Raw genomic sequence first — 18039 nt, forward strand, 5'->3', positions numbered from 1 at the left:
CCGTGGAGTGTTCTGACGCACGGGAGGCGCTGTCGGCGTGGGCCGACGGCGAGACCAGCCCTCATCGGGAGCCGGAGGTGCGCGCACACGTCGCGGGCTGCCCGGACTGCGCGGCGTTCGCCGACGCCCTGGCGGCGCTGGCGGTGACCGTCGCGCCCCGCGAGGAGGCGCCGGACCTGGCGCCGGCGATCCTGGCGCGGTTGAGAGCTTCCGCTCTGCGGCGCAAGCGGGAGTCGCGGGTCTTCCTGCTGCGCTGGGGCGTCGGCCTGATGGGCGGCGCCGAGTTGCTCAACGCGGTCTACGAGCTGGTCGCCCACGGCCTTACCGAGGTGCACGCCACCCACGAGTCGCTCTCCTTCACCATCGCCATCTGCCTCGGGCTCGTCCTCGCCGCCCTCCGGCCCTGGCAGGCGGCGGCCTATGTCCCCGTGCTCGGCACCGCCGTCGCGCTGCTCGGCTTCACTGCCGGCCTCGACGTCGCCTCCGGCCGGGTCGGCTGGACCGACGAGCTGCCGCACGTGGACCTGCTGGCCGGGTTCGTGCTGCTGTGGCTGCTGGGCCGCGAGGACACCGGCGGGCCGACGCCGCGCCGCGCCGGGCTGCCCCGGCGGCCCAGGCCACCGGCGTACGGCGGGCTGCGGGTGGTCCGTCGGGTCGCCGTGCGTCCGGCCAAGGTCGCCTTGGGTACCTTGCGGTGGCCGCTCCAGCCCGGTCGCCTACTCCGCGACGCCCGGCACGCACGTCGGCTGCGTTGTCGTCGGGCGACAGCCCACCAGGCTGCCTTCCTCCTCCGCCTTGCCGCCGCACGCACCGGCCGCCGCTCGCGACGGCGCCGAGCCGGAGCGGCCGCCGCCCTGGCCGGCGCGCTGGTGATGCTCATCGCCGGCCCGGCCTCGGCCCACGCCGTGCTGGAGAGCAGCAGCCCCGGACCCGACGAGGTGGTGCAGACGCTCCCGGCGCAGGTGGAGCTGCGGTTCAACGAGTCGATCACCCTGCCCGAGGGCGGCACCCAGGTGTTCGGGCCCGACGGCGACCGGGTCGACGCCGGCACCGCCAGCGTGTCCGGAACCGAGATCGACATCCCGCTCTCGGGCGAGGGCGCCCAGGGCACCTATGTGGTGTCCTTCCGGGTCGTCTCCGCCGACTCCCACCCGGTCTCGGGCGCGTTCTCGTTCTCGGTCGGCGCGCCCAGCGCCGCCCCGGTGGTGCCCGAGCGGGCCGACACCACCGGCCTGCAGGTCGGGCTGGGCGTGGCTCGCTGGGTGGGGTACGCCGGCGCCGCGCTGCTGGTCGGCGGCCTGGTCTTCCTGTGCTGGTGCTGGCCCGGCGGCTGGCAGGTGCGTCGGATGCGCCTCCTGGTGCTGGCCGGTGCCGTGCTGCTGCTCGCCGGTGCGGTCGCCTCGCTGCTGATCAAGGGGCCGCTGGACGCCGGCGGCGGCCGCCCGCTCAGCGGCCCGCTGCTGCGCGAGGTGCTGGCCTCGACCTACGGCAGGGCGACGCTCACCCGGGCGGTGCTGGCGCTGCTCGGCGTGGTCGTGGTGCTGGCCCGGCGCACGCTCTCGGTGCGCGACCGGGGCATCGCCGCCGGCGTGCTCGGGGTGGCGATCGCGGTGACGTTCGCGCTCGCCGGGCACGCGGTGGCGGCCGACCTGCGGGTGGCGTCGATGGTCAGCGAGAGCGCGCACGTGATCGCGATGTGCGTCTGGCTCGGCGGCCTGGTGCTGCTGGTCGCCGGGACGGTGTGGCGGCTGCCGGAGGCGCGGGCCGTGCTCGGCAGGTTCTCCACCGCAGCGCTGGGTGCCGTCGCGGTGCTGGTCCTCACCGGCGCCTTCCAGGTGTGGCGACAGGTCGGCTCGATCGACGCGCTCACCGCCACGACGTACGGCCGCGAGGTGGCGGTGAAGACCGGCCTGGTGATCATGGCGGTCGGCGTCGCCGCCGGCTCCCGGTCGCTGCTGCGCCGCTCCGCCGCCTCGTCGGGATCGGGACTGGTCTCGCTGCGCCAGTCGGTGGGCATCGAGGTGGTGCTCGTGGGCGCGGTGCTCGGCGTGACGGCGGCGCTGGTCGCCACCGAGCCCGCCAAGTCGGCGTATCGGCCCACCGTCGCCGAGAACCTCACCCTCGCCGGCGACGCGGTGCAGGTCTCGGCGGTCCCCGCCGGTGACCGGCAGTCCGACCTGCACGTCTACGTCTTCGACTCCTCCGGCCAGCCCAGCGACCCGGCCGAGATCACCGCCGCGATGGTGATGCCGTCCCAGGGCATCGGCCCGCTCCCGGTCGACCTCGACGTGGCCGGTCCCGGCCACCGGCAGGCGCTGCTCTCGGTCCCGGTCGCGGGGGAGTGGCGGCTCTCGGTCACCGTGCGCACCTCCGACTTCGACGAGCAGACCGGCTACGTCGACCTGCCGGTCAGGTAGCCGGTCAGTCGCTGAAGACGTCGCCCAGGTCGACGTGGACGACGCCGAGGTCGCCGATCGCCACCTCGCCCGATGGCCGGGTCGCGTCGAAGAGCGCCAGTCGCTGCCAGGCGCCATCGACAAGGTGACTCACCTCGAGGGTGCGGCTCTCCGGGTCAACTACCCAGTACTGCGCTACTCCTGCGGCGGCGTACTCCGGGCCCTTGCGCAGCAGATCCTCGCTCCTGGTGCCCGGGGAGAGCACCTCGGCCACCACCAACGGCACGCTGGTGATCGGGTAGTCGTCGGGCCGAGCCTCCCAGCCAGCGAAGTCTGGGCGCCGGATCCGATTGCCCGGAAGCCTGATGTCGGGCTCGGTGCCGGTGTAGAGCCGGCGCAGATCGCGACGGAACAGGTAGGGGAGCCCTGCCTGCGCGTCGCTGTGGTCGAAGCCGGGCGGCGCCATGTAGATCACCGCCCAGCCGTCGACCCACTCCGTCTTGGGCTGCTCGGGCAGCGCGAGCCACTCCTCGTAGGACATGGGCACGCGCTCGATCGTTTCCACGACTTCCCTCGCCAGGTGAGACACATCGGATCTCCTTCCATTCTGGCCCCGAGAGCGGGGCAGGACCAGGATGGCGTCGGCCACCGACAGTTTCGCGTGGCGTCAGGTAGCCGGCGTCCAGCCCAGGGCGGGGGCCACGGTGGTGGCGAGGTCCTCGAGCAGCCGGACGTTCTCGGCCAGGCCGAAGCCCGGCGGCAGGAAGAGCACCAGCTCGTCGGCGAGCGCGAGCCCGGGATCGGCGAGCACCTGCTCGGCGACCTCGTCGGGGGCGCCGTGGAAGACCGGGCTGACCTGCATCCCCTCCGGCAGCTCGGCGGAGACCACCGGGGTCAGCGCGCCCTTCGGGCGGGAGGCGGCCATGCCCTCGGTACGACGCTGCAGGTCATAGCCCGCGTAGGCATCTCGCAGCTCGGGCGTGGTGCCGGGCAGCACCGAGGCGGCCACGGCGACCGAGGGCGGCTCGGTGCCCCACCGCTCTCGCCAGCCGGTCCGGTAGGCCTCGATGATGCGTGCCTGGTAGGCCGAGAAGGTCTCGCCGGGGCCGATGTCGTGCAGCACGGTGCCGACGATGAGGCCGATGCCCAGCTCCACGGCCTGCCGGGCCGAGCCGAGGCTGGCCGAGCCCTGCCGCAGCCGGCCGCGCAGCGTCGGGCTGTGCGGCGTCACCCGCAGCTCGGTGCCGACCGGGGCGCCCTGGCCGGGGCCGTCGACGACATGCAGCGTCTGGCCGGCGACCGCGTCGAGGAAGCGCTGCAGCCGGCGGCGGGCCTCCGTCCGGGCGTCGGCCTCGACGGCGCCGAAGACCGCGTCGAAGGCGGCGTTGGACCCGGTCGCCAGCGCCAGCTCCAGCCGGCCGCCGATGAGCAGGTCGGTGACGCCGGCGGCCTCGGCGAGCAGGATCGGCTCCTGGTAGCGCATCGGGATGACCGCCGAGCCGAGGGTGATCCGCTCGGTGTGCTGGCCGGCGGCGGCGAAGAACGGCAGCGGCGAGGACAGGTAGTGGTCGAAGTGGCGCTGGTAGGCCCAGCCGGACTGGTAGCCGAGCTCCTCGGCCGCGCGGAAGAGCTGGATGCCGTCGCGCAGTCCGGCGGCCGGGCCGCCGTCGTCGCTGAACGAGACCCGGGTGTTGAAGCCGAGCCGTTGCTTGGCGCGGAAGCCCGGCGGGAGGGTGTCGGGTCGGCCGGTGCTGGTGCTGGTGCTGGTGGTCATCGGGGTCCTTCCGTGGCGGGCAGAATGGCGGGCAGGGGAGCGGGCCGGGCGTCGAGCCGGGTGACGTGCTCGCGCCAGTGGGCGAACAGGGCGGTGTAGCTGCCGCCGGCGGCGATCAGGTCGGCATGGCTGCCGTCCTGGACGATCCGGCCGTCGGCGAACTCCAGCACCCGGTCCGCATTGGCGGCGGTGCCGAGCCGGTGGGCGATGGCGATGGTGGTGCGGCCCTGGCTGAGCCGGGCGAGGGCCCGCTGCACCGCGACGTCGGTGGCCGGGTCGACCCCGCTGGTGGCCTCGTCGAGGACGAGCAGGTCGGGGTCGGCGAGGGCGGTACGGGCGAGTGCGACCAGCTGCCGCTCGCCGACCGAGAGCCGCTCGCCGCGCGGCCCGGCCGGGGTGTCGAGGCCGGCGGCGAGCCCGAGCGCCCAGTCGCCGAGGCCGACCCGGTCCAGCGCGGCCAGCACGTCCTCGCGGGTGGCGCCGGGCCGACCCAGCGCGATGTTGTCGGCGACGCTGAGGTCGAAGAGGAACGGGTCCTGGGGCACGACGACCACCCGGCCGGCCAGCGCGTCGTCGCCGAGGTCGGCCAGGGGCACTCCGGAGAGCCGGATCACGCCGGCGCGTGGCACCAGTCGCCGGGTGAGCAGTTTGGCGAAGGTCGACTTGCCCGAGCCGGTGCGGCCGACGACGGCGACCTGCTCGGCCGGGGCGATGCCGACCGAGATGTCGCGCAGCACCGGTGGCCCGTCGCCGTACGCCGCGTCGACGCCGTCGAAGCCGACCGCCACCGGCCCCGGCGGCAGCGCGGCGCCGTGCTCGATCCGGGCGCTGGGCGTCGCGACCAGCTCCAGGGCGCGGCGCCAGCCGGTCAGGGCGTTCTGTGCCTCGCCGAGGCTCTGCATCAGGAACTGCAGCGGTCGTACGAAGAAGGTGATCAGCAGGATCATCCCGACCAGCTCGCCCGAGGACAGCCGGGGCGGGGTCGTGCCGATCGACCACCACACGCCGCCGAGCAGTACCGTCAGCGTCATCGCGGTGATGCCCACCTCGCCGAGCGAGGTGCTGAGGTGGAGCGGCGGCTGTGCCCGCAGGTAGCCGTCCCGGGCTCGGTCGACGGCCTCGTCGAGCTGACGCCGGCTGCGCTCGGCGGCCCCGGTCGCCCTGATGACGGTGGCACCGGTGACCGCCTCGCCGACGGTGCTCTGCAGCGCGGAGAGGTCACCGCGCACCCGGGCGAACCGGCCCTGGATGACGCGCTGTAAGCGAGCCATCACCAGCAGCAGCCCGACGGCGATGGCGAAGACCGGCAGCGCCAGCTGCCAGCTGTAGAGCGCCAGCACCGCACCCGCGATCAGCAGCTGGGCCATATTGGTGACGAACTGGACGCCACCGCCGTTGAGGAAGGTCGTCATCGCGTCGAGGTCGGTCGAGAGCCGGGCGACCAGGTCGGCGCGCCGCAGCCCGTCGACGGTGCTCGGCGCCATGTCGTGGACCCGGAGCAGGCCCTCGCGGCGCAGCCCGGCGATGGCGGTCTCGACCCGGCCCCGGATCCGCAGGCTCAGCCGCCAGGACGAGAGCCCGGCGGCCACCGTGGCGACGGCCGCCACCAGCACCGCCGCACGCACCGCGTCGGCGGCGAGGCCGTGGTCGACCGCGTGCCGGACCGCCAGCGGGGCGATCACCCGGGCGGCACCCGCGACCAGCGCCAGCGCGACGGTCACCGGCAGGCCCCGGCACAGCACCGGCGAGACCCGGAGTGCAAGTGCGAGGACGCCGCGATCGGGCAGCCCAGGCAGCCCCGCCGGCTCAGCCGGCTCAGCCGACCCGCTCATCGACGTCCTCCCCCTCGTAGGCGGCGACGATGCGGCGGTAGTCGACCCGGTCCCGCAGCTGTGCGTGTGTCCCCTGGGCGATCACCCGGCCGCCGGCGAGCAGCGCCACCCGGTCGGCCAGGGCGATGGCGCCCTGCCGGTTGGCGACCATCAGGACGGTGAGGTCGCGCCGGCTGGTCAGCGCGGCCAGGTTGCCCAGCAGCTCGTGCTCGACCCGGGCGTCGAGCGCCGAGGTGGGGTCGTCGAGCAGCAGCAGCCGGGGCCGGCGCAGCAGCGCCCGGGCCAGGCACAGCCGCTGTCGCTGTCCACCCGAGAGGGTCGCGCCGCGCTCGCCCACTACGGTGTCGAGGCCGTGGGGGAGCGCCCGGACGAACTCCTCGGCGACGGCGACCCGCAGCGCCCGCCACAGCTGGCCGTCGTCGTACTCGCCGGTGTCGAGGACCAGGTTGTCCCGGATACTGGTCGCGAACAGGTACGGCGTCTGCGGAACCAGGCCGACCGCGGCCGGCAGCGCGCCCGGCCGCAGCTCGCGCACCTCGACCCCGTCGAGCAGCACCCGGCCGGCGGCGGGCGTCAGCAGCCCGCCGGCGACCTCGAGCAGACTGGTCTTGCCTGCTCCGACTTCGCCGACCAGCGCCGTCACGGTGCCGGGGGCCAGGCTCAGGGAGACCCCGTCGAGGACCCGGTTGGCGCCCAGGTCGAGGACCACCTCGTCCAGTTCCACGGCCAGCGGGCCGTCGCCGGGCAGGCTCGCCGCCCCGGTCGGTGGCACGTCCCGGCTGCCCAGCACGGCGTCGATCTGGCCACGGCCGGCGACCGAGAGCGGCAGCAGCGAGAGGAACCGGCTGATGACGTTGAGCGGGATGGCGATGGTGAGCATCAGGTAGACGACCCCGACGACGTCGCCGACACTGAGCTGGCCGGCGGCCACCCGGGCCGGGGCGGTGGCCAGCACCGCCAGCACCGCGACGGTGGGCAGCAGTTCGAGGATCGGGTCGAACAGCGAGCTCACCGCCGACATCGCGCCGTTGGCCAGCCGCAGCCGCTCGACCGGCTCGCCGAAGCGGGCCGACTCCTCCTCGGCCAGCCCGAGAGCGCGGACCACCTCGCCGCCGTCGACGCTCTCGTGGGCGATGGCGGCGACCTCGGCCCGGGCCGCCTGGACCGCGCGGGTACGGGGCCGCAGCAGCTGCTGGTAGAGCAGGTTGAGGGCCAGCACGGTGACCACCAGGGCGGCGCCGACCAGGCCGAGCGTGACATCGCGGCCGAACAGGTCGACCATGGCGAGCAGCAGCATCGCGATATTGCCGATGGCGAAGTAGGTCCACTGCATCGGCGACCACATCGCCTCGACGTCCGAGACGGCGTGGGCCACCAGCCGGCCGGGCGGATGGCGCCGGTGCCAGGCCAGGCCGAGCGCGAGATAGCGGTGTACGACGGCCCGGCGGGTGTCGGCCTCGGCGCGGTACTGCACCTGGCCGGTCATGATGCCGCGCAGCACGATGGAGGCCCACCGGGCCCCGGAGACCGCCGCGACCGCGAGCGCGCTGCTCGCCCAGTCCCAGCCGGAGACCTCGGTGCCGGCCACCGCCGGGACGACCAGGGTGTCGGTGGCGTAGGCCATGGCCATCGAGCCGACCACCATGGAGGCGCCGTTGAGGATGCCGAACCCGGCTGCCGCCAGCGCGGGCCGGGGATGGGCGCGGGCGCCGGCGAGGACGGTGAGCAGGCCGCTGCTGGTGGTCGCAGGCTCGCTCATGCGCGACCTCGCTTCGCTCGGTGGGGGCATGAGCGTCGCGCGCTGGCTTGGATGATTCGCTCGCTCCGCTCGCTCATGCGCGACCTCGCTTCGCTCGGTGGGGGCATGAGCGTCGCGCGCTGGCTTGAATGGTTCGCTCGCTCCGCTCGCTCATGCCGGCGGCGTCGAGATGCCGGCAGGGATCGAGTCCAGCAGGGCGCGGGTGTAGTCCTCTCGCGGGCTCTCGAAGATCTGCGCGGTCGGCCCGTGCTCGACGATCCGGCCCCGGTGCATGACCGACACGCTGTGCGCGAGCTGCCGGATCAGCGCCAGGTCGTGGGAGACGAACACATAGGTCAGCCCGAGCTCGGCTTGCAGCGAGAGCAGCACCTCGACGATGTCGGCCTGCACGCTCACGTCGAGGGCCGAGGTCGGCTCGTCGAGCACGATGACGTCGGGGCGCAGCACCAGGGCGCGGGCGATGGCGACGCGCTGCCGCTGCCCGCCCGAGAGCGCGGTGGGCCGGCGGCCCAGGTACCGCTCGTCGAGCCCGACCGAGGCCAGCGCCTCCCGGACCCGTCCCGCCCGCTCGTCCTGGTCGCCGACCCGGTAGCGGTCCAGCGGCTCGCGGACCAGCCGCTCGACCTTCCAGGTGGGGTCCAGGGACGTGAACGGGTTCTGGTAGACCAGCTGCAGATGACGGCGGGCCGCGCGCAGCGAGTCGTGGGAGCGGCCGTCGAGGCGCTCGCCGGCCACCACGATCTCGCCGGTGTCGGGCTGCTCCAGCCCGAGCAGCAGCCGGATCGTGGTGGTCTTGCCGGAGCCGGACTCGCCCACCAGCGCGTGGGTCGTCCCGGCCGGGACGGTGAAGGACACGTCGTCGACGGCGGTCAGGGTGGCGCCGTCGACGGTGAACGACTTGGTCACGCCACGGACCTCGATCCTGGCCTCGGTGGCCGGGTCGTCGGCGCGGCGCTGCCCGGCCGCGCGCGGCTCGGCGTAGCGGTCCGGGTTGAGCGCCGGGACGTCGGCGTGCAGCTTCTGGGCGTAGGCGGAGGAGGGCGCGGAGAACACCGCGGCCGTCGGGCCCTGCTCCTGCACGGTGCCGTCCTTGAGGACGACGATCTTCTCGGCCCGCTCCGCGGCGATGGCGAGGTCGTGGGTGATCAGCAGCAGGCTGATGTCCAGCTCCGAGCGCAGCCGGGAGAGCAGGTCCAGGATGCGCTTCTGGATCGTCACGTCCAGTGCCGAGGTGGGCTCGTCGGCCACCAGCAGCTTGGGGCGGGGCAGCACCGCCAGCCCGATCAGGACCCGCTGCAACATGCCGCCGGAGAGCTGGTGGGGGTAGGACCGGTAGACCCGGCGAGGATCGTCCAGGCCGACCTGGGCGAGCGTCTCCAGGATGAGCTCGGTGCGCTCCGCCTTGCTGTGCCTGCCCAACAGCGCCGCGGCCTCGTGGGCCTGGGCGCCGATGGTGCGGACCGGGTTGAGGGAGTTGGCGGGGTCCTGGGGCACGAAACCGAGTTCGCGGCCGCGCAGCCGGCGAAACTGCCGCTCGCGCAGGCCGAGCAGCTCGCGGCCCTCGAACTCGATCCGGCCACTGCTGCGGCCGAGGTCACGGGGCAGCAGCCGCAGCACCGAGCGGGCGATGGTGGACTTGCCCGAGCCGGACTCGCCGATGAGGGCGAGGCTGGCGCCGCGCTCCAGGGAGAAGCCGACGTCGGAGACGACCTGGGTGCCGCCATAGGACACCTCGAGGCCCTCGACGCGCAGCAGCGGGTGGCCGAGCGCCGCTGCCGGGGTCTGGGCCGGGGCGGGAAGGACGTTCGTCATGGGGAGTGCTCCTGCGGTGGTGGGGTGCGGCTCAGGTCGTCTTGCGCAGCCATCGGCTGATCCGGTTGAGCGAGAGGACGGTCGCGACGATCACCGCCGCCGGGGCGTAGATCAGCCAGGGCGCGAACGGGAACTTCTCCCCGTCGGCGACGAGCCGGCCCCAGTCGGAGGCCGGTGGCGGGTCGCCGTACCCGAGGAAGGCCAGGCCGGCGATCACCAGGATCGCCAGCCCGAACTGGAGGACGGCCAGCGGCACGATGGAGCGGGAGGCGTTGGGCAGCACGTGGGTGAGCAGGATCTGCCACCGGGAGCCGCCCTGGAGGTAGGAGGCCTCGACGAAGGTGGTCTTGCGGACCTTGATCACCTCCGAGCGGGTCACCCGGGCGAAGACCGCGATGGCGGTCACTCCGGTCGCGACCGCCGCATTGAGGGTCTTGAACCCCAGCGCGCTGACGATCACCACGGCGAGCAGGAAGCCCGGGATGGCGAGCAGTACGTCGACGAAGCGGGCCAGCACGATGTCGGTCCAGCCCTCCAGGAAGCCCGCCAGCAGGCCGATCAGGCTGCCGGCGAGGACGCCGATGGCGACGGCGATCAACGCGCTGGTGACCGACGAGGCGGCGCCGTGGACCACCCGCGAGAACAGGTCGCGGCCGAGGTCGTCGGTGCCGAACCAGTGCTGGCCGCTGGGGCCGAGCAGCTTGTCGGCGGGCACGCCGTTGGCGGGGTCGTGGCCGGTGAACAGCCCCGGCGCCACCGACCAGGCGAGGATGACGGCGAGCACCAGGAAGGACAGGATCACCGTGGCCGGCACGGTCGTGAGCGCGAGGCCGCGCCGGCGGGTGCCGGCATCGGGGTTGGCGATGGTGGAGACGGTCATCTCAGGCGGCCTCTCGGGAGTCGAGGGCGGAGGGGGCGAACGGTCCCGGCGTGCGACCGGGCGCGGGCACCGGCGGCTTGGCCGCGTTCCCGGCCCGGACCCGCGGGTCGAGCAGCGGGTAGACCAGGTCGGCGATCAGGTTGACGATCACGAAGATCGCCGCCGACAGCGAGACCACCGCCTGCAGCACCGGGGTGTCCTGGGTGGTCACCGACTGCTGGACCAGGCTGCCCAGGCCGTTGCGGCCGAAGATCTGCTCGGTGATCACCGCGCCGCCCAGCAGCTCGCCGACGATCAGGGCGATCACCGTCACGACGGGGAGCGAGGAGGGCTTGACCAGGTGCCTGACGAACAGGCCCACCTGGCCCAGGCCGCGGGAGCGGGCCACCGAGGCGTACTCCAGGCCGGCCTCGTGGTCGAGGTTGGCGATCACCACCTCGGCGAGCTGGGCGGAGACCGGGACGCCGAGGGTGAGGGCGGCGAAGAAGGTGGCGGTGCCGCTCTCGGCGTCGATGACCGTGAAGAGCCCGAGGTGGAAGGAGAAGAACAGCAGGATCAGCAGCCCGATCACGTAGTTGGGCACCGAGAGGAAGAGCGACGGGAACGAGCGCAGCAGGTCGCGCCCCGCCCAGCGGGGCAGCGCGTAGGTGCCGTAGCCGATGGCGAAGGCGAGCACCAGGGCGACCAGCAGCGCCTCCCCGGCGAGGGTGAGCGTCGAGACCGCGACGTCGCCGATCATGTCGGAGACCGGCAGGTTGGTCCGCAGCGAGAGGCCGAGATTGCCGGTCAGGAACCGGGAGAGCGACTCCCACAGCTGGACCAGCACCGGCTGGTCCAGCTTGTAGTAGGCGACGATCTGGTCCACCTGGTCCGCCGAGAAGCCGTTCTCCGGGTTGTTCAGCATGTTGCTGACCGGGTCGCCGGGCAGCACGCTGATCACCAGGAAGGTGGCGACATAGGCCAGCAGGATCACCACGACGGCCTGGACCGCCCGCCGCAGCGCGAAGGCGAGGTAGGAGCCGCTCATCTCTCGGTCCTCAGTCCAGGGTGGCCGCGGCGAACTTCGCGAACGCGGTGCTGTCGTGGACCAGGCCGGTCAGCTTCGGCGAGGTCAGCAGCGGCCGCTGCACGATCTGGGTGATCGGGATGAAGTAGGCCTGCTCCAGGACGTGCTTCTGCAGCGCCTCCAGGTCCTGGTCGCGGGCGGTGGGGTCGGTCGCGGAGCGGATGCTGGCGCCGAGCTCGTCGATGGTCTGGTCGCTCTGGCCCAGGCCGAACCAGTTCTCGCCGCTGTTGGCGTCGGTGAAGACGTTGGCCGCAGTGGAGGCGTCGCCGATGGAGCGGGTGATCTCGTAGGCGGCGACATTGGCGGCACCGACCTTGATCTTCTCGCCGTAGGTGATGACGTCGTAGGCCTGCACGCTGACCTTGAAGCCGAGCTTGCCCAGCTGGGTGGCGATGAGCTGGTCGACCTGCTTGGAGGCGCCCAGGTAGGGGTTGGGGTAGAGGGTCAGCTCCAGCGGCTGGCCGTCCTTGGTCAGGGTGCCGTCGGCGCCCTCGGTGTAGCCGGCCTCGGCCAGCAGCTGGGCGGCCTGGTCGGGGTCGTAGGCGAACTCGGCGCTCTCGTCGGCGACACCGGGCACGGTGTCGTTGAAGAACGACCGGGCCGCCTTCCAGTCCTCGGTGTAGACGGTGCTGAGGATCTCGTCGCGGTCGATGCCGTGCTGCACCGCCTGGCGCACCTTGACGTCGTCGAAGGGCGCCACCTGGGTGTTGAGGGCGAAGCCGTTGGTGAAGCCGAGGTAGACCGGGGTGTAGACGGTGAAGCCGTCGCCCTTGAGGTCGTTGATCTGCTGCGGGGTCGGGTTGTAGGCGACATCGGCCTGGCCGGACTGGACGGCGGCGGTGCGCACTGCGGGGTCGGCGTTGACCTTGAAGGTGATCTGCTCGATGTGGGCGGCGCCGGTGTTGCCGATGGCGGCCGGGCCCCAGGCGTAGTCGTCGCGCTTTACCAGTACGACGCTGTCGTCGGCCTTCCAGGACTGCACGACGTACGGGCCGGAGCCGAAGTTCTTCGACAGGTCGGCCTGGTCCTCGGCGCTGCCCTCGAGCGCCTTCGGCGCGAACAGCACGCTGCCGGCGTAGCCCAGGGTCGGGATGAACCCGAGCGTGGGCTCGCTGAAGGCGACGGTGACGGTGGTGTCGTCGACGGCGGTGGCGCCGGTGTACGTCTTCGGGAACAGGCCGATCGACGGGATGCCCTTGTCAGCCTGGCCCTTGGCCCAGTAGTCGAGGTTGGCGACCACCGCCGCGGCGTCCAGCTTCTCGCCGTCGGAGAAGGTCACGCCCGACTTCAGGTGGAGCGTGAACTGGGTGTAGTCGGCATTGTTCTCCCAGCTCTCCGCGATCCAGGGGCTGGCCTCGCCGTTGTCGTCGACGTAGACGAGCTTGTCGTAGATCTGGTTGTAGACATTGCCCTGGAAGCTGGAGATCGAGGAGGAGTTGGGCACCCAGCTGCTGCCCAGCGAGTCGATCAGGAAGGTGATGCTGCCGCCGTCCGAGCTGCTGCTGCCGGTGCTGCCGGCGTCGCTGTCACCACCGCCGCAGCCGGCGAGGAGCGCGACGGTGGCCGCCAGGGCGGTCAAGGTGCGGAAGCCGCGCCGGGACGGCCGGGCTCGGTGGGACGTGCGGATGGTCTTCATGCAGAGCTCTCTCCTGATCAAAAAGATTGTTACTCGACCATCTTACTAGTATTTGATCTCTGACCTGACAACTGTCCGGTCGTAGTCCGGGATCGAAACCGATCCACGAGTGTGATCGACCAGCCGGCCCGGCTGCGGGCGTTGCCTGGCTAGCATCGAGCGTCATGCCTCCGCTCACCGAGACCAGCTCCCACTGGGGCACCTATCTCGTCGAGCTCTCCCGCGACGGCACCGAGGTCCTCGGCGGCCGGCCCCATCCCGACGACCCCGACGCCTCGCCCGCGATCGGCAACGCCGCGGCGCTGTACCGGCATCGCTCCCGCGTCGCCCGGCCCGTCGTACGACGCGGCTGGCTGGACCGGGGCCCGGGACCTGATCCTGGTCGCGGCGAGCCGGACGAGGAGTACGTCGAGGTCGACTGGGACACCGCCCTCGGCCTGGTCGCCGGCGAGCTGGAGCGGGTCCGCAGCGCGCACGGCAACGCCGCGATCTACGGCGGCTCCTACGGCTGGGGCAGCGCCGGCCGGCTCCACCACGCGCAGAGCCAGCTGCACCGCTTCCTCAACCGGATCGGGGGCTACACCCGCTCGGTCGGCGACTACAGCCGCGGCGCCAGCATGACGCTGCTGCCGCATCTGATCGGGCTGCCGGGGATGCTCGACCTGCGCCACCAGCCGGTCTCCTGGGCCGATATCGCCGAGCACACCGACCTGGTCGTCAGCTTCGGCGGCGTGCGGCGCTCCAACACCTGGGTCGTTCCCGGCGGCCACGCCCGTCATGTCGGCACCGGGCTGGCCCGCCAGGCCGGTGCGTCGACGCGCTTCGTGGCACTGACCGCGCAGCGCGACGACGCCTTCGCCGACCTCGGCGCCGAGTGGGTCGGCGTCATGCCCGGCACCGACACCGCGGTGATGCTCGCGCTGATCCACGTGCTGGTCGCCGACGGCCTGGCCGACGAGGCGTTCCTCGCCAGCCACACCGTCGGGGCCGACCGGGTCCGGGCCTACGTGCTCGGCGAGACCGACGGCGTCGCCAAGACCCCGGCCTGGGCCGAGCGGATCTCCCGGACGCCGGCGGACCGGATCCGCTCGCTGGCCCACGAGATGGCCGCCGGCCGGACCCTGGTCAACGTCGTCTACGCGCTGCAGCGCGGCGAGCGCGGCGAGCAGCCGGTCTTCGCCGCGCTGACGCTGGCGGCCTTCCTCGGCCAGATCGGGCTGCCCGGCGGCGGCTTCGCGCACGGCTTCGGCTCGATGGGCGACTACGGCGTCGGCGTCGCCGGCGGCAGGCTGCCCACCTTCCCGCAGGGCCGCAACCCGGTGCCCGACTTCATCCCCTGTGCCCGGATCAGCGACCTGCTGCTCCACCCCGGCACCGAGATCCCGTACGACGGCCAGCAGCTGCGGCTGCCCGACATCCGGCTCGCCTACTGGGCGGGCGGCAATCCGTTCCACCACCACCAGGACCTGCGGCGACTGCGCTCGGCGCTGGCCCGGCTGGAGACCTTCGTGGTGCACGAGACGCACTGGACCCCGACCGCCAAGCACGCCGACGTGGTGCTGCCGGTCGCCAGTACGCTGGAGCGCGACGACCTGGCCGCCGGTGCCGGCGACAGCCGGCTGCGGGCCGTCCACCGGGCGGTGGCGCCGTTCGGCGAGTCGCGCGAGGAGTTCGCCATCTACGCCGACCTCGCCCGCCGGCTCGGCGCCGACTTCGCCGAGGGCCTCGACTCCCACGGCTGGCTGGAGCGGATCTACGAGGAGTGGCGGGCCGCGCCGGACTCGCCGCCGGCGCCGCCGTTCGCCGCCTTCTGGCGCGACGGCGGGGTGCCGCTGCCCCAGCAGCCCTACCGGGACACGGCGTTCTCGGCGTTCCGGGCCGACCCGTCGTCGTACCCGCTGGCGACGCCGAGCGGGCGGATCGAGCTGTGGTCGGAGACGATCGACGGCTTCGGCCTGCCCGACGTCGCCGGCCACGCCGAGTGGCGCGAGCCGGAGCAGTGGTGGGGCTCGCCGCTGGCGGCCGAGTTCGACCTGCACCTGCTCTGCAACCAGCCCTCGCACCGGCTGCACAGCCAGCTCGACATGGGCGCCGCCAGCCAGTCGACCAAGGTCGCCGGCCGCGAGCCGATCCGGCTGCACCCCGACGACGCCGCCGTGCGGGGCCTGCACGACGGCGACGTGGTGCTGGTGCGCAGCCGGCAGGGCTCGCTGCTGGCCGGCGTGGTCGTCAGCGACGCGCTGCTGCCGGGGGTGGCGCAGATGCACACCGGCGCCTGGTTCGACCCCAGCGCCCCGGAGGTCGCCGACTGCGTCGCCGGCAATGTCAACGTGCTCACCCGCGACGTGGCCACCTCGACGCTGACCCAGTCCACCAGCGGCGCGCACGTCCTCGTCGCGGTCACCAGGTACGACGGCCCGCCGCCTCCGGTGAAGGCCTACGACCCCCCGCCCGGCACCTCCGCCGGCTAGCCGAGCACCCGGCGGCCGGCGGCCAGCAGCGCGGTGTCCTCCTGGGGTGGGTGGACCCGGATGCAGAGCACGTCGCGCAGGTGCCGCTCCAGCGAGTTGTGGCGTGACAGCGCCGGGTTGCCCAGGGCGGCGACGGCGGTCTGCACCGCCTCGACCACCGAGCGCGCGATGGCGGCCTTGAGGATCGAGAGCTGCGCGGCCACCTCGGGGTCGCCGGCCTCGAGCCGCAGGATCGCGCCGTGCAGCAGCGTCTCGGCCTGGGCGATCCTCAGGTCGATCTCGCCGGCGACGGCCTGGATCCGCTCGGTCGTCGCGATCGGCCGGCCGAGGGCGGCCGGCACCCGGGAGCGGGCGAACTCGGCGAACGCCGAGCGGGCTGCCCGGGCCACGCCGACGTAGAGCGCCGGGTGGCCGAAGCTCGCCGGACCGCTGGCCATCGCGGCGGGGTCGCGGTAGACGCCGTCGGCGCCGCGCGGGATCTCCACGAAGGCGTCCTCGGGCAGCTCCACGCCGTCGTAGACCACGTCGTGGGTGTTGGAGGCGCGCAGCCCGAGGTGGTCCCAGGTCTCGACCCAGGTGATGCCCGGCAGGTCGGCAGGCACGATGACGTGCCCGACCCGGGGCGCGGCCGGGTCGGCGCCGGGCTCGTCGGCGACCGCCCACACCACGTGGTAGGCCAGCCCGGTGCCGCCGGTGGCGTAGGCCTTGTGGCCGTTGAGGACCCAGCCGGTCGCGGTCCGGGTGGCCGTCGTCTTGGGCAGCCCGCCGCGGGCGGGCGCGCCCAGCTCGGGCTCGGCCCGGATGGCGTTGACCGGCGCCGGGCCCTCGAGCGAGCGGCGCAGCACGTCGTCGTAGTAGGCCGTCGGCCAGTGCTCGTGGGCGGCCTGGGCCGCGTGGGCCTGGAGGCTGTTGGCGGCGATCAGCGCCACCGACGGGTCGCCCTCGCCGAGCGCGGTCAGGATGCGGACGGCCTCGCGGGAGCCCACCTCGGGGCCGCCGTACCGGCGGGCGACGGTGGCGGTGAGCAGGCCGGCTCGGTGGGCGACCTGGAGTCCCGTGACCGGCACCTGCCCGGAGCGGTCGTACTCCGGCGCGGTGGCGGCGATCTCGGCGGTGACCGCGGCCAGGGCCGCGGGGGACAGGTCGGGGACGGGCAGTGCGACGCGCTGCTCGGTCGTCGTCACAGGCCCGCTCCCGCCAGCTCGGCGGCGCGATCGGCGGCCGCGGCGACGCGGTCGTCGGCATAGCCGAGGTGCTGGGCCTGTAGCGGGCCCCGCTGCCCGGTCGCCTTGCGGTGAGCGAGCTCCTGGCGCACCAGCGGCAGCAGGTGGCGACCGTGGTCCTGGGCGTCGGCGAGGGTGTCGTAGCCCTTGATCGAGACCACGCTGGCGCCGGCGTCGATGTAGTCGAGGATGGCGGCGGCAACCGTCTCCGGGGTGCCGACCAGGCCGGCCGAGGCGGCGCCGCGGCCGCCGGTGGCGCGGGTGAAGCCGAACCACAGTGCCCGGTCGTAGCGCTCCTGCTCGGCGTAGCTGCGGGCGTTGCGCTGGCCGGTGGCCTCGGATCTCACCGAGGCCGGGTCGACGCCGAGGGCCTTGGCGAGGTGCACCGAGCCGGTCTTGAGCCGCACGGCGTAGTCGTAGGCCTTCTCCCAGGCCTGCTCGGCGGTGGGAGCGATGACCGGGCGGAAGGTGACCCAGAACCGCGGCGTCGGCCGGCCGGCGGCCGCGGCGATGGCCGCGACCCGGTCGAAGTCCTTGCGGGTCTGCTCCAGGGAGGCGCCGGAGTTGTAGGCGAACCAGTCGGCCTGGGAGCTGCCGACCTGGTAGGCCGCGTCCGACTCGCCGCCGATGGAGATCGGGATCGGGGCGTCGTACGGCGCGAAGCCGGGGCCGAATTCGTCGAACTTGTAGAACTCGCCCTCGTGGCTGAACGGCGCCGGCTCGGTCCAGGCCCGGCGCAGCAGGTCGATGTACTCACTGGTGCGGGCGTAGCGGCGGTCCTTGGGCTCGTAGTCGCCCTGCTTGCGCTGCTCGGCGTCGTTGCCCCCGGAGATGAGGTGCACCACGGCGCGGCCCTCGGTGAGCTGGTCCAGGGTGGCCAGCTTCTGGGCGGCGACCAGGGGATGGGTGTGGTTGGGTCGCAACGCCACGACCGGCTTGAGCCGCTCGGTCACCGCCCCCACGGCGGCGGCCAGCACGAACGACTCCGGGCTGGAGGAGAAGTAGGGCACCAGGGTGTAGTCGAAGCCGCCGTCCTCCAGGGTGCGGGCGTAGTCGCGCACGTAGGAGCGCTGCAGGCCGGACTGGGGGACCGGGTCGATCTCGCGGCCGGTGTTCCAGTTGATCTGGCTGACGAACTCCACCTCGGGGGAGGCGGTCGGCGGGATGGTGGTGTCGAAGTCGGTCACGGA

12 protein-coding genes are annotated in these 18039 nt (G+C 73.4%); 2 read left to right on the forward strand and 10 right to left on the reverse strand.

The annotated features are described in order from the left end of the window. Positions 1–2 precede the first annotated feature (2 nt). Positions 3–2417, forward strand: a complete 2415-nt coding sequence (locus QM595_RS00790) for a copper resistance protein CopC (protein ID WP_415169609.1) — start codon at positions 3–5, stop codon at positions 2415–2417. 4 nt (positions 2418–2421) lie between these two features. On the opposite strand, the gene QM595_RS00795 is transcribed toward QM595_RS00790, so the two are convergent. The 8 genes from QM595_RS00795 to QM595_RS00830 all read right to left on the reverse strand — a co-directional run bounded on the left by QM595_RS00795 (position 2422) and on the right by QM595_RS00830 (position 13155). After that, the gene (locus QM595_RS00795) at positions 2422–2937 is read right to left on the reverse strand and encodes a Uma2 family endonuclease (RefSeq protein WP_415169646.1); all 516 of its coding nucleotides are present in this window, start codon (positions 2935–2937) and stop codon (positions 2422–2424) included. Positions 2938–3063: 126 nt separating this feature from the next. Further along, positions 3064–4170, reverse strand: coding sequence for an LLM class flavin-dependent oxidoreductase (locus QM595_RS00800; RefSeq protein ID WP_415169610.1), 1107 nt, complete (start codon positions 4168–4170; stop codon positions 3064–3066). After that, positions 4167–6002 (reverse strand): ABC transporter ATP-binding protein, encoded by a 1836-nt coding sequence (locus QM595_RS00805; protein ID WP_415169611.1) that lies wholly within the window; start codon positions 6000–6002, stop codon positions 4167–4169. The genes QM595_RS00800 and QM595_RS00805 overlap by 4 nt, the downstream gene beginning before the upstream one ends. After that, positions 5986–7761 (reverse strand): ABC transporter ATP-binding protein, encoded by a 1776-nt coding sequence (locus QM595_RS00810; protein WP_415169612.1) that lies wholly within the window; start codon positions 7759–7761, stop codon positions 5986–5988. Before QM595_RS00810 ends, QM595_RS00805 begins: the two co-directional genes overlap by 17 nt. A 150-nt stretch (positions 7762–7911) precedes the next feature. Next, positions 7912–9573, reverse strand: a complete 1662-nt coding sequence (locus QM595_RS00815) for a dipeptide ABC transporter ATP-binding protein (RefSeq protein ID WP_415169613.1) — start codon at positions 9571–9573, stop codon at positions 7912–7914. 31 nt (positions 9574–9604) lie between these two features. Next, the gene (locus QM595_RS00820) at positions 9605–10453 is read right to left on the reverse strand and encodes an ABC transporter permease (protein WP_415169614.1); all 849 of its coding nucleotides are present in this window, start codon (positions 10451–10453) and stop codon (positions 9605–9607) included. A gap of 1 nt (position 10454) precedes the next feature. Beyond that, positions 10455–11480 (reverse strand): ABC transporter permease, encoded by a 1026-nt coding sequence (locus QM595_RS00825; RefSeq protein ID WP_415169615.1) that lies wholly within the window; start codon positions 11478–11480, stop codon positions 10455–10457. Positions 11481–11490: 10 nt separating this feature from the next. Continuing rightward, positions 11491–13155 (reverse strand): ABC transporter substrate-binding protein, encoded by a 1665-nt coding sequence (locus QM595_RS00830; protein WP_415169616.1) that lies wholly within the window; start codon positions 13153–13155, stop codon positions 11491–11493. Positions 13156–13319: 164 nt separating this feature from the next. Between QM595_RS00830 and QM595_RS00835 the strand changes: the two genes are divergently transcribed. Further along, positions 13320–15626, forward strand: coding sequence for a molybdopterin-dependent oxidoreductase (locus tag QM595_RS00835; RefSeq protein ID WP_415169617.1), 2307 nt, complete (start codon positions 13320–13322; stop codon positions 15624–15626). Here the strand turns inward: QM595_RS00835 and QM595_RS00840 are convergent. Together QM595_RS00840 and QM595_RS00845 are read right to left on the reverse strand one after the other, a co-directional pair. After that, on the reverse strand, positions 15623–16810 hold the full coding sequence (locus QM595_RS00840; RefSeq protein WP_415169618.1) for an acyl-CoA dehydrogenase family protein: 1188 nt from the start codon (positions 16808–16810) through the stop codon (positions 15623–15625). The two genes, QM595_RS00835 and QM595_RS00840, sit on opposite strands and share 4 nt — an antisense overlap. Then, a complete protein-coding gene (locus QM595_RS00845; RefSeq protein ID WP_415169619.1) occupies positions 16807–18036 on the reverse strand; it encodes an LLM class flavin-dependent oxidoreductase in 1230 nt (409 codons plus the stop codon). Before QM595_RS00845 ends, QM595_RS00840 begins: the two co-directional genes overlap by 4 nt. Between the last annotated feature and the right edge of the window lie 3 nt (positions 18037–18039).

The sequence above is a fragment of the Nocardioides sp. genome (genome assembly GCF_047607185.1).
Lineage (GTDB): Bacteria > Actinomycetota > Actinomycetes > Propionibacteriales > Nocardioidaceae > Nocardioides.

Bases quoted from the DNA above. Each gene is read 5' to 3' on its own strand.
- QM595_RS00795 (WP_415169646.1), bottom strand. From the start codon at position 2,937: ATGTCCTACGAGGAGTGGCTCGCGCTGCCCGAGCAGCCCAAGACGGAG.
- QM595_RS00800 (WP_415169610.1), bottom strand. From the start codon at position 4,170: ATGACCACCAGCACCAGCACCAGCACCGGCCGACCCGACACCCTCCCG.
- QM595_RS00805 (WP_415169611.1), bottom strand. From the start codon at position 6,002: ATGAGCGGGTCGGCTGAGCCGGCTGAGCCGGCGGGGCTGCCTGGGCTG.
- QM595_RS00810 (WP_415169612.1), bottom strand. From the start codon at position 7,761: ATGAGCGAGCCTGCGACCACCAGCAGCGGCCTGCTCACCGTCCTCGCC.
- QM595_RS00815 (WP_415169613.1), bottom strand. From the start codon at position 9,573: ATGACGAACGTCCTTCCCGCCCCGGCCCAGACCCCGGCAGCGGCGCTC.
- QM595_RS00820 (WP_415169614.1), bottom strand. From the start codon at position 10,453: ATGACCGTCTCCACCATCGCCAACCCCGATGCCGGCACCCGCCGGCGC.
- QM595_RS00825 (WP_415169615.1), bottom strand. From the start codon at position 11,480: ATGAGCGGCTCCTACCTCGCCTTCGCGCTGCGGCGGGCGGTCCAGGCC.
- QM595_RS00830 (WP_415169616.1), bottom strand. From the start codon at position 13,155: ATGAAGACCATCCGCACGTCCCACCGAGCCCGGCCGTCCCGGCGCGGC.
- QM595_RS00835 (WP_415169617.1), top strand. From the start codon at position 13,320: ATGCCTCCGCTCACCGAGACCAGCTCCCACTGGGGCACCTATCTCGTC.